This is a genomic window from Lysinibacillus sp. NPDC095746 (assembly GCF_044763535.1).
In the GTDB taxonomy this organism is placed as follows: domain Bacteria; phylum Bacillota; class Bacilli; order Bacillales_A; family Planococcaceae; genus Lysinibacillus.
The window spans coordinates 101,846-116,843 of the sequence record NZ_JBIWGL010000008.1 but is presented as its reverse complement, the minus strand read 5'-3'; the positions used below and the strand labels follow the sequence as shown (position 1 = coordinate 116,843).

At 37.6% G+C, this 14,998-nt stretch carries 11 protein-coding genes; 5 read left to right on the top strand and 6 right to left on the bottom strand.

Annotated elements, in window-relative coordinates; all coding sequences use genetic code 11:
• Positions 1–2 precede the first annotated feature (2 nt).
• From ACIQ7N_RS08295 to ACIQ7N_RS08285, 3 genes are all read right to left on the bottom strand, one after another.
• Positions 3–2,363: a bifunctional 2',3'-cyclic-nucleotide 2'-phosphodiesterase/3'-nucleotidase gene (locus ACIQ7N_RS08295; RefSeq protein ID WP_402931352.1), complete on the bottom strand. Its 2,361-nt coding sequence runs from the start codon at positions 2,361–2,363 to the stop codon at positions 3–5.
• A 305-nt stretch (positions 2,364–2,668) separates the two neighbouring features.
• A complete protein-coding gene (locus ACIQ7N_RS08290; protein WP_132361560.1) occupies positions 2,669–3,292 on the bottom strand; it encodes an FMN-dependent NADH-azoreductase in 624 nt (207 codons plus the stop codon).
• 468 nt (positions 3,293–3,760) lie between these two features.
• Positions 3,761–4,468, bottom strand: a complete 708-nt coding sequence (locus ACIQ7N_RS08285; RefSeq protein WP_132361558.1) for a DsbA family oxidoreductase — start codon at positions 4,466–4,468, stop codon at positions 3,761–3,763.
• A 126-nt stretch (positions 4,469–4,594) separates the two neighbouring features.
• Between ACIQ7N_RS08285 and ACIQ7N_RS08280 the strand changes: the two genes are divergently transcribed.
• Complete coding sequence (locus tag ACIQ7N_RS08280; protein WP_402931351.1) at positions 4,595–5,974, top strand: FAD-dependent oxidoreductase; 1,380 nt, start codon at positions 4,595–4,597, stop codon at positions 5,972–5,974.
• 37 nt (positions 5,975–6,011) lie between these two features.
• Here ACIQ7N_RS08280 and ACIQ7N_RS08275 read toward each other — a convergent pair whose 3' ends face one another.
• Positions 6,012–6,938, bottom strand: a complete 927-nt coding sequence (locus ACIQ7N_RS08275) for a manganese-dependent inorganic pyrophosphatase (protein WP_132361553.1) — start codon at positions 6,936–6,938, stop codon at positions 6,012–6,014.
• A gap of 990 nt (positions 6,939–7,928) precedes the next feature.
• Between ACIQ7N_RS08275 and ACIQ7N_RS08270 the strand changes: the two genes are divergently transcribed.
• Positions 7,929–8,729 (top strand): GNAT family N-acetyltransferase, encoded by an 801-nt coding sequence (locus ACIQ7N_RS08270; protein ID WP_402931350.1) that lies wholly within the window; start codon positions 7,929–7,931, stop codon positions 8,727–8,729.
• 85 nt (positions 8,730–8,814) lie between these two features.
• Here ACIQ7N_RS08270 and ACIQ7N_RS08265 read toward each other — a convergent pair whose 3' ends face one another.
• Together ACIQ7N_RS08265 and ACIQ7N_RS08260 are read right to left on the bottom strand one after the other, a co-directional pair.
• Positions 8,815–9,681 carry a MurR/RpiR family transcriptional regulator gene (locus tag ACIQ7N_RS08265; protein WP_402931349.1) on the bottom strand — a complete coding sequence of 289 codons (867 nt, stop codon included), beginning with the start codon at positions 9,679–9,681 and terminating at the stop codon, positions 8,815–8,817.
• Positions 9,682–10,474: 793 nt separating this feature from the next.
• On the bottom strand, positions 10,475–11,704 hold the full coding sequence (locus ACIQ7N_RS08260; protein ID WP_402931348.1) for an MFS transporter: 1,230 nt from the start codon (positions 11,702–11,704) through the stop codon (positions 10,475–10,477).
• Positions 11,705–11,910: 206 nt separating this feature from the next.
• On the opposite strand from ACIQ7N_RS08260, the gene thrC reads away from it, so the two are divergent.
• The 3 genes from thrC to ACIQ7N_RS08245 are packed head-to-tail and all read left to right on the top strand — an operon-like array spanning position 11,911 to position 14,584.
• Positions 11,911–12,963: a threonine synthase gene (thrC, locus tag ACIQ7N_RS08255; RefSeq protein ID WP_142508535.1), complete on the top strand. Its 1,053-nt coding sequence runs from the start codon at positions 11,911–11,913 to the stop codon at positions 12,961–12,963.
• Positions 12,960–13,874, top strand: a complete 915-nt coding sequence (gene thrB, locus ACIQ7N_RS08250) for a homoserine kinase (RefSeq protein WP_402931347.1) — start codon at positions 12,960–12,962, stop codon at positions 13,872–13,874. Before thrC ends, thrB begins: the two co-directional genes overlap by 4 nt.
• Positions 13,875–13,900: 26 nt before the next feature.
• Positions 13,901–14,584, top strand: coding sequence for a 2-hydroxy-3-keto-5-methylthiopentenyl-1-phosphate phosphatase (locus tag ACIQ7N_RS08245; protein WP_402931346.1), 684 nt, complete (start codon positions 13,901–13,903; stop codon positions 14,582–14,584).
• Positions 14,585–14,998 lie beyond the last annotated feature (414 nt).

The following is a 14,998-nucleotide window of genomic DNA, read 5'->3' as shown; positions in this document are numbered from 1 at the left end:
TATTACTTAATTAAATATTTAGCAAAGCCGCCTTCAGTATCTCCTAAATATTCGATATTACTACCTGCAGGAATGGCTTTTTGTGCATCCTTAGCAGAGTTGTAAATTATTTTTGTATTGGCTGGGAACGGTACAAATGACCAGTTGTTATCCGCAGCAGGATTAATTGTTTTATTTTCCATAACGTAATCAATGACAGCTTGGCGATTTTCATAAGCATAGTTTGTTATGTTAGAGCCATCTATATTTTTAAATGTGGTACCATAAGAACCACCCACACGGTAATTATTCGTAATGATGATAAATTCCTGATTTAAATCGATTGGTTTACCGTTGTATTGTACGTTTTTAATACGATTTGCTTTTTTATCTTTCAGAATACCTCGACTATCATATTTCGCCGGAGATGTTACATCGATTTGATATGTTAAACCATCTAATACGTCAAAATTATAAGAACGTGCTTCTGGGTCAATAATATTTTGTTCTTCCGTTTTATTTGGATCAATTGTTGCAAAAATACCAGCAGCCATTTCTAACCATTCAACTGCTTGTGCACCTGTTACTTTAATCGTTGCAACAGTATTATCGTAATAATAGATGTCTGCCATATTTTTAATCGCAAGCGGACCTACAGGAATGTTTGTGTAATCTGTAGGGTTATTGCGGGAGCCTGCCTTGAAAGGAGCACCGGCTGAAAGTATTGGTGTGTTTTCATCAGCAGTACCTTTTAACTCTTTTTCAATAAACCATTTTTGAGCTTGTGTCACAATTTGAATAGAAGGATCATCTTGAACCATCGAGAAGTAGCTTTGGATTGGTGCAGTTGTCTCACCAACAGGCTGACGTATATACTTTAGCGTACCTTCATGCGCTTCTTTAATTACATTTAAAACAGTTTTAGATGGTTGTAAGCCTTCTTGTTTAATAGAACGGATAGAGCCTTGCCCATTCACTACAACCCATTTAGAGCCTTGTTGTTCTAGCTTTAAATCAATGACTCCAAGATAGCTGCCATAGCTTCCTGCCATTACAGTAGGTACTCCGTTTATTGTCCCTTTTTCTTGATCAACATTTTTAAGATTTTTATAGTCACCAGGGAATGTTAAATGAGAGTGACCTGTAATTAAAGCGTCTACCCCTTCAATCTCAGAAATTTGATATCCTACGTTCTCGTTACCTTTTACGTAAGTATCCTCACCAATACCTGAGTGTGAAAGTACCACAATTACGTCTGCACCTGCTTTTTGCATTTCTGGTACAACCTCTTTCACCGCCTCAACTGGTTCTTGCATTTCTACTTTGCCTGCTAAATGAATAGCATCCCATTCAACAATTTTCGTAGGTACGATACCTGTAACGCCAACTTTAAGTGTGTGCTTTTTACCTTTATTGTCGACAACCTCTTTATCAAGAATTACATAAGGTGTATACATACGCTCTTTTGTTTTAGCGTCGTAGGTGTTTGCATTTACGACTGGATATTTTGCATCATTTAATACTTCATCTAAAAACTCTAAACCATAGTTGAACTCATGGTTCCCTAAAGTTCCACCATCATATTTCAGTGCATTTAGTGCTGCAATCGCTGGATGAACTTCACCTGGCTTTAAAACGCTCTCCAACGCTTTATAAGATCCAAGTGGCGTTCCTTGAATTAAATCGCCATTATCAAATAATAATGTGTTTGGATTCTCAGCACGGGCTTGTTCAATTAATGTTGCTGTGTTTGCTAAGCCTAAATCAGCTGATTCAGTATCTAAGAAATAATTATAATTTGCAAGGTTTGTATGAATATCTGTTGTTCCTAAAATTTGAAGATCTACTTTAGTTGTAGTTGTAGGTAATTTGTATTCGGCTACAAAGCGTTCAATAATACTTTGCATTTGCTCAGTTGTTACATAATCATCAGGACGAATTGTGTTATCTTCAAAGCCTTGTAATATGTTTGCAGCAACAGCATTTGCTATATCTTGCTTATGTGTTGTTGCAATTTGAGCTGCATCTTTAAACTGATCTAATACAGAAAGCGGAGCGTTTTCATTGACTAATCCACGAGCAGAAATAACAAATGCTTGTTGACGTGTCAATTTATCATTTGGGCCAAACAATGTCGCAGTTTTACCTTTAATAAGCTTCAATTCTACTGCTTTTTCTACATACGGGGCTAAATCCTTTGAGACGTCAGTAAAGGCAATTTTGGAACCATCACCTAGCTCTACATTCAAGCTTTCTACTAATTCTTTCACATAGTCCCCGCGTGTTACATCGTTTGATGCAGCATTGGCGGATAGTCCAAATGGTAAGACCGTGAATAGAACAAGTAACATAGCCAAGAATTTAGTCATTAATTTCTTGTTCATGAAACACCCTCCTTAAAAGTCTAATATTTTCCTACGATTCCTATTATATTATACTAATCGCTTTATTAACTGAACGAATAGTCCTAATTGTATGTATTTTTAACCAAATAGCAAAACACTTTACTCAAAAACGATAGATTAATATCATTTCATAGTTATTCACACAATATGATGTTATTAAATGTAAATTAATAATAAGCCCATAATATCAATATTTTAGACCTCTTCATCATTACCATACCTCTAAGAAAGCCATAAAAAAAGTTCTCTCAAATTAGAGAGAACTTTTATTAAAAAGTACTTTATTATGCATTTACAGTTTGTAAAGATTGAGCTACTTTTTTAACCGCTTCTAGGCCATTTGCAATAATTTCTTGTGCTTTATCTTGTGACGCGTTATGACCTTCAATGATAACCTCTTCGATAATTTCCATACCGAACATGCCAACAACATTTTTAATGTAGTTAACTGACATTTCCATTGGTTGTGCTTCAGGTGCAGAATAGTAACCACCACGGGCATTTAAAATAACTACTTTTTTGTCAGTCATTAAGCCTTCTAATTGACCGTTTTCATTATATTTAAATGTATAACCAGCTTGGAATACATAGTCAATGAAAGTTTGTAATTTCGCTGGGATTGTTAAGTTCCAAAGTGGGAAAGCAAATACAACAACATCAGCTGCAGTTAAAGCATCCATAGCTTTTTGTTTTGCTGCTAAAAGACGTGATTCAATGTCAGTTAACGCTTCGCCGCTTTGAACTTTACCAAAAGCATTGAAAAGATCTTGACCGAAATAAGGCATATCTTCTGCAAATACGTCAAAAGTCGTTACATCTACACCTTGTACATTTTCCATAAATGTGTCATACATTTTTGTTGAAATACCATCTGGTCGGTTGTTAGCTTTTACTACTAATACATTCATTATATAAATTCTCCCTTAAAACCAAAGTTTAATATCTCGAATTCAAGATATATAAGTATATTAAAAAAATTTACGAAAAAAGTCAACGTTAGTAGACTCAGACTTTTGACCGAAATATAGTTGATTTAATATTTACACCATAACGTAAGGTTGTTTTCCATTCCAACTGAACGCTTTGTTGCTGTCGCTTCGCTTTCGCACAGATAAAAACATTTGTTGCTGTCGCTTCGCTTTCGCACAGAGCAAAGCTTCCTGGGGGCGTCCGATGAGCCGCTTTAGGCTCTTATCACCCCAAGGAGTCGCCCAATCTCCATTCCAATCATCTTTGCCACATGAAATGCGTACCGTGTTTCGAGAATATTCTTTTAAGGTAACCCAACATTTTCGAGGTCCTAACCTAAATGTTGTTATAGTCAGATCGCCTTCATTCTCAAAGTGACCAGATTCTATTAAAACTTACCTTCAGAATTAAAATTTACAACTATCATCAGTACAAACTCCTCCATCTTCTGAGCCTGCCATCTTTAATCCCGGTAGTAAGCCCTCTTCCTCAGCCACTTTACGTAAAGTTTCTTCAAATACTTCTTGAGGTTGTGCCCCAGAAATACCATACTTACGATTTAACACAAAGAACGGTACCCCCCTTACGCCAAGTTGTAGCCCTTCTTGTATATCAGTCTCTACGTCTATTTTAAAATCATCGTTAGATAGAACCTTTGCAACTTCTTCACGGTTCAGACCTACTTGCTCAGCAATATCGATTAATACATCATCTTGACCAATGCGCTTTGCTTCAATAAAATAACTGGATAATAGTGCTTCGACAAGTGCTGTAATATCGCCTTGTTGTTGTGCCCATTTTACTAGACGATGCGCTTTTAATGTATTTTCCTCCATTGAATTATCAAAGTTAAAATCTAGACCAACTTCTTTAGCACGAGCAGCAACACCTTGCGTCATTTCCTTCGCTTTTTCTAGCGACATTCCATACTTTTTCGCCAATGCCTCATACGTAGACACATTCGTATCCACGGGTGTTGTTGGGTCAAGTTGATAGCTTTTATAAACGAGCTCTACCTGCCCTGCATAACCCGTATCCTGAATCGCCTGCTCTAGTTGCTTTTTACCGATATAACAAAATGGACATACATAATCTGACCAAATTTCAATTTTCATAAGTAGTCACGCTCCCTTTGCTACATTGTAGCGATAGTAAATATAGCAAGGCAATTTTTAAGCTTCATTGCATAAATTTTCAAATCAATCTACATACTGTACGTAAAAACAATGTGAGGGTTATGTATGACACAATCTCTTTGGCTCGGAACAATTAATCCCATTTCGCTACCATCACTCCCTGCATCAACAACTTGTGATGTATGTATAATCGGTGGAGGATTGACTGGACTATATACAGCATATGTCTTAGCAAAATCAGGGGTAGATGTGGTCTTACTTGAAGCAAATTCCCATATCGGCCATGGTACAACTGGTAATTCAACAGGAAAATTAACTGCACAGCATAGCTTAGTTTATGCCAACCTTATTGAAAAACTTTCTGTAGATGAGGCACGACTCTATTATCAGCTCAACCAAATAGCTGTAGAGAATGCATTACAATTACTCCCTAAAGAAAGTATTCAACAAGTAGATTCCTTGCTTTATTGCCAAACAAAAGAAGGCTATGCCCAATTATTAAAAGAATGGAATGCCTATAAAGTATTAAATATTAAGGCAAAAATCACTTCTGATACAGAGCTTCCCTTCCCAGTTACAAAAGCACTTAGTATGTCCCAGCAGGCTCAAATACACCCTGTAGAAGCTTGTAATTTCCTTGTAAAAGAAGCATTATCAATGGGCGCAAAAATCTACACAAATACCCGTGTTCAGCAATTAAATATACCTCAGAATAGCTTACATACCGCAAACAATATGTCGGTTCAATACAACAAGCTTATTTTGTGCACACACTATCCAATCGAAGCCTTTAGAGGACTTCACCTTTTTAAACTTTCTAATAGTCGTTCCTATATGGTTGCTAGTAAAATTACCGATACACTACAAGGTCAATATTTATGCGTAGATAATCCAACTCGCTCTATTCGGACAGCTACTATTAACGACGAGCACTATCTAGTGTTAGGCGGCGCTAATCATATTGCAGGTGAAACGACTAATACGGAACCCTATTATGAGGCCATTCAAAATGAAATGAAGGCACATTTCGATCAAGAGGCAATCTATCGCTGGTCCGCACAGGACATTGAAACACCTGATATGGTCCCTTATGTTGGCAGAATTACACCATCATTGCCTAATGTTTTCATTGCAACCGGCTATCGAAAATGGGGAATTTCCAATTCTTTTGTAGCGGGGGATATTTTATCATCCCTAATAACAGGAGCAAGGAATGAAGATGGTGCCATACCTCTTTATTCTCCAGCACGCACGAAATTTGGAGCTCAGTTTATGCAAATGCTAAAGGTAGGAGGCTTTGTAGCAAAGGAGTTCGTAGCGGGTTATGTAAAACACGCAAATTCACCAACTTGCACGCATTTAGGCTGTAAAACAAAATGGAATGAAGCCGACGAAACATGGGATTGCCCGTGTCACGGCTCTCGTTATAATGCCAAAGGAGAAGTTCTTGAAGGTCCTGCTGTACACTCATTAAAACTAGATTAAAAAAAGAGGTTGCCTTTTTAAAGGCAACCTTTCCTCATTATTTCAATGCATCCGTTAAAACTGGAACGATTTGTTTTTTACGAGATACAACACCTGGTAAAAGAACGCGATTATTCACAAGCTCCGCGCCAAATCCTTTTGCTGCAGCCTCTGCTACTTGTCCAACTGCAACTGCTGTTGAATCATTGTTTAAAATATCTGTTACAACAAAGAAAAATAAATCTAAACCATTTTCCGCAACATTTTTATTTAATAAAATTTCTAATTCCTCTTGGCGACCAAGTACATCGTTAATATCGACAGCGTTTACTTGAGCTACTACAGATTTATATTCACCGAATTGGAATTCTTTTGCATCTAATGATAAAAGATCTTCTAATGATTTATCTGAAAGGTCAGCGCCTGCTTTAAGCATTGCTAAACCGTATTCAGCGGCATCAACACCTGCAATTTTCGCTAGCTCCTCACCAGCTTTTACATCTTGCTCAGTGCAAGTTGGTGATTTGAATAATAATGTATCAGAAACGATAGCAGAAAGCATTAATCCAGCAATGTTTGCAGGAATTGCTACGCCATGCTCTTTGAAGATTTTATTTAAAATCGTTGCAGTACAGCCCACAGGTTCTGCACGGTAGTATAGTGGATCAGCCGTTTGGAAGTTAGCAATACGGTGATGATCAATAACCTCAGTAATTTGTACCTCTTCAATGCCGTCAGCAGATTGCTGGAATTCATTGTGGTCTACAAGGATTACTTTTTCTGCTTCTCCAACTACTGATGAAATTAAACGAGGTGCCTCAAAGCCGAATTTATCTAAAGCAAATTGAGTTTCGTTATTTACTTCTCCAAGGCGTACCGCTTCAGCATCAACGCCAATTTGCTGTTTTAAATATGCATATACAATTGCAGATGTAATTGTGTCTGTATCTGGATTTTTATGGCCAAAAACTAAAACTTTACTCATTGAAATTATTCCTCCTAAATGGCAATAACATTTATATTTTATTTTACCATACCTTATGAGGAAACATGATATAAAGTGAAAGTTTATCTATAAAGGATCTACTACCAATATTAAGCCTCGACATAATTGCGTTCGGAATCGGCAAGGAGACAATCGTCAGAGGCTTTAGGTCAACAAATGTTTATTGTGCGAAAGTGTAGCAGCAGTAGCGGATGTTTTGGACAACCGCTGAAAGAAGTTAAAATTTACTATTATAAAATAAAAGAAGCTACAAAAGTCGGAAACTCTAGGAGATTACTTGTGTTGAAATCTATGTCATGTGAATTAGTAGATTTAGGTGAAGAATGGACGCCCAGAGGAAAGCGCAAAGTATGAACGGAAATCAACCTCACTTCACGGTGGCAATCACAAAAATCACCCATTAAACCAATTATGAGGTTCATCACCAAAAGTTGTGGATGACTTTTGTTAAAACGTCTACTATGTAAATAGTTGACCTTCGTTCCGACTGGGCGACTCCTAGGGGATCAGCAATAGAGGAACGAAGGCTAAAAGCATCACATCCTGTGATAACGCCTTCGTGACCAACATCGTGCTGCTGTCGCTACGTTGCACTCACGCTTTCGCGCAAAAAACATCTGTTGGCCCGAGGCCCTGGAGCGAGCAACGCGAGTGAAGCGGCTCATCGGACGCCCCCAGGAAGCTTTGCTCTGTGCGAAAGCGTAGCGACAGCAACAAAGCGCCCAGTCGGAACGGAGATCAACCACATGTTTTGGTGATGATCCAATTATGAGTTATTAATGAATTTAATATATTTATCTGTTAAAAACATCCTATTTATAACATTTAATGATAATAATACGTAATTTATAAAAAAGATTTACTATAAATAGATATATAGTTGTGTTTTCATATTTAAGAAACCATAATTTTATGCTATTATCAGGTAGTCTATATATATATTAGGATATACAGGAAATGGGGATCACGATGACAAAGAAGATGGAAAAAAAGTATATTCCTTTAGCAAATTATTTTGAAGTAGCTTTACAACAAGAAATTACTTTATCATTTAGCGAACTCGAAAACATTATGGGACAAGCCTTGCCAAATGCAGCTTACTTGAATAGGAGCTGGTGGAAGAAAACAAAGCCCCCTCTCTCTCACTATTTGTCATGGACAAATGCAGGCTACTATGTCATTGATGTTAAACTCGGTACCAGTGTATCTTTCTCGCGTACACAAATGAAGACTACGAGTAATATTTCTAAAGATGACGAAAACCCATCTGCATACATAATTCGAGCAATTGAAGCATCAGATGCCAGATCTTTTATTCATTTGCAAGAAGAAATTTTCCAACAAACTGACTTCATGTATAACATGGAAAATGAATTGGACCTCACAGTTCAACAGCTTCGTAAAGATTTAAGCAATTGGAAACAATTAAAAAACCGTACAATTTTACTTTGTATATTAAATGGTAATTTTGCTGGTTATGCCGTTATCCATGGCTATAAACATTCTAAAACTAAGCATGTTGCATCAGTGCGCCTAGCTGTTAAGAAAGAGCATCAACGACAAGGTATTGGTTCCGAGCTGATGAAAGCAGTTGAACAATGGTCTAAACAGCGGGATATTTCGCGCTTAGAAGCATCTGTTATGGAACATAATGAATGTGCTTTACAACTGTTTAAAAAATTAGATTTTCAGCAAGAAGGTATCCGACAAAACGCTATTAAATTAAATGGTACCTTTATTAACGAATATAGCTTAAGTAAAATTTTATAAGCTTCTTTTTCAAGGATGTCTAAAATATTTGGACATCTTTTTTATGTGTAGCCAGATTTTACGTTTTCTACGTGTTGTAAAACGTTTAGAAAACTTGCTTCTCTCTTGCTTCATCTAAAAATAACAAATTATTTTCTAATTGCTCATATGATTGCTGGTATTTCTCATATTGTGCTTTATCCTGACTAACCATTTCCTCAATTAGCGCATGTAAAAACGAAAATACTACTGGAATAACATCCAATGAAGATTGCTTTTTCAGACTTAGAGTAAATAATGCACTTGCATATTCCCGAATAGAAGACAACGCCGAACCAGTAATAGCAATAATTTTAGCTTTTTTCTTCTTGGCAATTTCTACAATCGTTTGAATGTCGTTTGAATACTTGTCCCCTGCAAAAACTATTAATGTTGTCTGCTCTCCCATACTGTTAATTTGTTGTACGATATCGTCGGATTCTGAGCGAAGCTGTTTTACATTTGGACGTAAAGTTTTCATTGTATACGATAACCAATTTGCAATGGACGCAGCTTGACGAGTACCTAAAATATAAACGTTCTCTGCTTCATGCATCCACTTTGAGCTTTTTTGAAGCATATTATCGTTAATCAAATGAATCGTCTCTTGAATATTTTGAATATCGCGTTGCATCACCTTACCGAAACTTGGAATATCTCGCTTACTTGAAAAATATGTAGATTGAAGACTCTCACCACCATTTTGAGTCATTAAATAACTTCTAACCTTGTCTTGAAGCTCTACATAGCCCATCAAATCCATCGCATAACAAAAACGAATAACTGTTGATTCACTAACATTTGCCTGTCTACCAACTTCTGCTGCTCCATTACCAATTACAACTGTAGGGTTACTCATAACAAATTGTGCAACTTTACGCTGGCCTTTTGACAGCCTAACAAACCTTTTTTCTATTTCTTCTTTAATGCTCATTTCTAACAACCTTTCTTTCAATGAAATTATCACGAACGGAGATTGTTTCCTACTGACTCTAAATTCGGATCAATTATGCCTCGACATAATTGTTACTGTCGCTTCGCTTTCGCACAGAAAACATTTGTTGCTGTAGCTTTGCTTTCGCACAGAAAACATTTGTTGCTGTCGCTTTGCTTTCGCACAGAAAACATTTGTTGCTGTCGCTTTGCTTTCGCACAGAAAACATTTGTTGCTGTAGCTTTGCTTTCGCACAGATAAACAATGCATCCGTAATCGGCTGAAGGCTTTAACTTCTTTCATCGGGCGTTTAAATACATGGATGTGTCGCTACGCTTTCGGTACGGAAAATAATTGCTGAAAGAAGTTAAAAATACAGTATCACGATTACAAACTGAATACAATGACTTTTCTGAAAAAACTTCAATGCTTTAACTCGCTAATATAAAAGAGACAAAAAATTGTTCTATTATCAATAGTTTATCGCTGAATCAACCTTATAGGACAAGAGTTGATTTTCGTTGCGACTATAAACTTTCCTAACGAAGCTCGCTCCAAGGTTACTTCTGTAGCCACGGTTATTACCAATAAACCCCTAGCCTGCAATCAATTGATCCACGTACTATACGTTTTTAACCAAATGTCATCCCCATTTTCAGTGACGAACCTTATTTTGTGATTTTAACAGATTTTTAAAAATATTTGAATAAAAATTAATAACCTCTAATTTTTATGTAAATCAATTGATAAAAATGCCTTGGATTATAGTTCATCCAAGACATGATTATTTTTGTTATTCTAATTCAATTTGTTTCGTTTCTCGACCTAAGAATATTACCCCAACAACACCGATAATAATCGCTCCACAGAAAATAGCAAAAATAAAACCAATATCATAACCTGCTGTTAATAAAGAGCCTACTAACAAGGGTCCAAAAATACCACCGATGCGCCCAACAGCTGCCGCCATTCCTGCACCCGTTCCACGAATAATTGCAGGATACTGCTCTGGTGTATAAGCATAAAGCGCACCCCATGCTCCTAAGTTGAAGAACGATAAAAACATCCCAGATGTTAATAGCACTATTAGTGTTTCCGCATTACCAAAAATAAACGCACTTACTGCTGTACCAATTAAATAAGAAACAAGTACAAACTTCCTTCCGAATTTTTCTATAAACCAAGCAGCTGTAAAATAACCTGGTAGCTGCGCAAGCGTCATAATGAGAACATATTTAAAGCTCGTAATCATATCAAAGCCTTTACCAACCATAACACTCGGTAGCCATAAAAACATACCGTAATACGAGAAAACAACCGTAAACCATAGCACCCATAACATAACTGTCGAGCGTACATATTTTTTCGACCATACTTCTTGAATATTTTGCATAACACTACGTTTCTTAGAGGCAGCCTTTACAGTAAATTGTGGTGAATCTGGCAAGTTCCAACGAAGATAAATTGCATATATTGCCGGAATTGCTGTTAACAATAAAGCACTACGCCATCCCCATGAAGGAATAACAAAATACGATATCAATGCAGCAATTAACCACCCCGCCGCCCAAAAACTTTCTAGCAAAACAACTACGCGCCCACGCTCTTTAGCTTCTACACTCTCAGAAACTAACGTCGACGCCACTGGCAATTCTCCCCCTAGCCCCATACCTACTAAAAAGCGTAGTGTCATAAAAGCAGCTAATGTAGTGGTAAATGCAGACAAGCCACTCGCAATCGAAAATAATACAAGCGTCCACATAAAAATTTGTTTACGTCCCACTTTATCGGCAAGTACGCCAAAAACAAGAGCACCTACAGCCATACCGATTGAGTTTATGCTACCAATCCAACCCGACTGACTTGGCGTTAATCCCCAATCAGCTGCTAATGCTGCAATAACGAACGATAATATTCCTACGTCCATTGCATCGAAAAGCCAGCCTACTCCTGCTACCCCCAAAAGCTTATTACGCGAAATAGATTGTTGAAATTTATCTGTTGATACTGTATTTATTGTCATTTTAACCACCTGTCTTTACACTTGACTTTACATCGTAAGTTTACTATACAGTTGTTTCAAGAAAGTGACAAGCAAAAATTCAAATTACCGAATTGTTTAGACAATTTATGAAATTCTATTGAAAACATAGGGCAATTTGCGTTAAAATGTCTTTTATACAAAAACAACTGTTCTTCCTATAAGAACAAAAGGAGATCGTAAACGTTATGTGGAAAGGCCTAATTGAGGAATATAAACAATTTTTACCCGTAACAGAAAATACACCTGCTCTAACTTTAAACGAAGGCAATACGCCTCTTATACATTTAGTAAATCTATCTAAAAAACTAGGCATTGAGCTTTATGGAAAAATTGAAGGTGCAAATCCAACTGGTTCCTTTAAAGACCGTGGTATGGTGTTTGCCGTTGCAAAAGCGATTGAAGAAGGTAGCAAATGCGTTATTTGTGCTTCAACTGGTAACACATCAGCCGCAGCAGCAGCTTATGCAACTCGCGCTGGAATCCAGTCCATAGTCGTTATCCCAAAAGGAAAAGTAGCCCTAGGTAAGCTTGCCCAAGCAACAATGTATGGTGCAAAGATTATCGAAATCGACGGTAATTTTGATGATGCATTAAATATTGTCCGTCAAGTAAGTGAAACAACTCCAGTGGCACTTGTAAACTCGGTAAATCCATTCCGCATCGAGGGGCAAAAAACAGCCTCATTTGAAATTGTAGATGCTTTAGGAAAAGCTCCAGACTATCTTTGCATCCCTGTTGGTAACGCAGGTAACATTACTGCGTACTGGAAAGGCTTTAAAGAATACGATGCAGCAAAGGGTTCTGGTTTACCAAAAATGTTCGGCTTTGAAGCTGAAGGTGCAGCAGCAATTGTAAAAGGTGAACCTATTGCTAATCCTGAGACAGTGGCAACGGCTATTCGTATCGGTAATCCTGCAAGTTGGAAATTTGCAGAAGCAGCACGCGATGAGTCTGGTGGTATTATTGACTCAGTTACAGACGAAGAAATTTTAGCTGCTTACAAATTAATTGCTGGCACTGAAGGAATCTTCGTTGAACCAGGCTCAGCGGCATCATTAGCTGGCGTTATTAAATCAGTGGAAAATGGCAAAATTGCGAAGGGCTCTAAAGTTGTGACAATTTTTACGGGGAATGGATTGAAAGATCCTGATACGGCCATGAATGTCTCGACAGTAGATGTTGTTTCACTTAAAAACGATGAAGAAGAAATTCGAAAATATATCGAGGGCGTACTATGAGTAACATGTGGGAAATCACGGTTCCTGGGAGCACAGCAAATCTAGGTCCAGGATTTGATTCAATAGGGCTTGGCTTATCCCTTTACTTAAAGTTAACCGTGACTTTACAGGATAGTTGGGAAATTATCCACCTCGATAATAATGGTCCTAAAGAGTTTGAACTGCAAGAGCATTTACTATACGTCATTGCAAAAAAAATAGCGGAGCAATACGGAAAACAACTACCTGCCTGCCGTGTTGAAATGGCAAGTGAACTTCCATTAGCCCGTGGTTTGGGGAGCAGTGCAGCGGTCATCGTTGCAGGAATTGAACTAGCTAATCAAGTCTGTGACTTAGGCTTAACTTTACAGGATAAACTTAATTTGTCCTCACAAATCGAAGGACATCCTGACAATGCAACAGCCTCGGTATTAGGAGGATTAACAATTTCCTCCATGGATGATAATGGCGTTGTTGATACATTTCATGTTAATAATCTAGATGCTTCCTTCGTTGTGTTTGTGCCCGATTTCGAACTAAAAACAAGTGAATCCCGTTCTGTTTTACCAGAAAAATTTGATCGAACATATGCAGTGAGGGCCTCTGCAAATGCAAATATGCTAGCAGCATCATTAATGGTTCGTGATTTCGAGCGTGCAGGTCGTTATATGGAGGCTGATTTATTCCATGAGCCTTTCCGCGCCAATTTAATTCCACAATATAAAGAGATTCATGAAGCAGCAAAGTCTAATGGGGCATTTGGAACAGCTTTAAGTGGCGCAGGACCAACACTCATTTCTATCATCCCTACTGCTATTGCACAAAATTTCGTAAATGCCATGAAAAATCAATTTCCAGAGCATGAAATTATCTTAACAAAAGCCGATGAAAACGGTGTACAAGTAAAATGTGAACGTCTACTGCAAAAGTAGACGTTTTTTCTTAAGGGGGAAGTAGCTTGAAACCAATTATTTTCTGTGATTTTGATGGCACTATAACAGAAACAGATAATATCGTCTCTCTAATGACTCAATTCGTTCCAGAGGAATCTGAAAAAATTGCGAAAGCAATGATGGAACAAACTATAACCTTTAAAGATGGCATTTCAGCAATGTTCGCTCTATTATCAACTAAACAAAAGAATGCTGTGATCCAATATTTATTGGATACGGCCATTATACGTGAGGGCTTTGGCGATTTCGTTCGCTATGCACAAGAAAACCATATTCCGTTTTATATTGTTAGCGGTGGTGTCGATTTTTTCATTGAGCCATTATTAAAAAAATACGGTCCGTTTTCCGGGATATATTGTAACGGTGCTGATTTTTCCGGACAGCAAATTAAGCTCGTTTTTCCGAATAGCTGTGATGAAGAATGTGCAAAATTTGATGTTCAGGGTTGCGGTTGCTGCAAGCCAAGCGTTATGCGAAAAGTTGCACAGAGTAATCACTTTAAAATCGTAATTGGAGACTCACTTTCTGATTTTGAGGCAGCAAAACAGGCAGATTTAGTACTTGCCAGGGATCATCTTATTAAACGCTGTAAAGACCTTCAACTTCCTTATAAGCCGTTTGAGACATTTTATGATTGCTTAGAAGATGTAAAAAAGCTTTTGGAAGCAGAAAAGATTGTTTCAATGTAATTGAGAGATTAAAGAAATAAAGCTCATAACCATACCGTGTTGTTGATTTCCGTTCCGACTGGGCGCTTTATAGCTGACGCTTCGCTTTCGTACAGAAAACATCCGCTTCGCTGCAGGGTCTCGGGCCAACAGATGTTTTTTGCGCGAAAGCGTGAGTGTAACGTAGCGACAGCAGCACGATGTTGGTCACGAAGGCGTTATCACAGGATGTGATGCTTTTAGCCTTCGTTCCTCTATTGCTAATCCCCAAGGAGTCGCCCAGTCGGAACGAAGGTCAACTTATATAATTGGCATACATTTCACCAAATGTCATCCACAACATTTGGGGAAGAGCCAGAAATAAGGGCGGTATGTTCTGAAATATAGCCCTTATTTCTACATAACAAAGGGAACCTTCTTCAATTAGATGGCTCC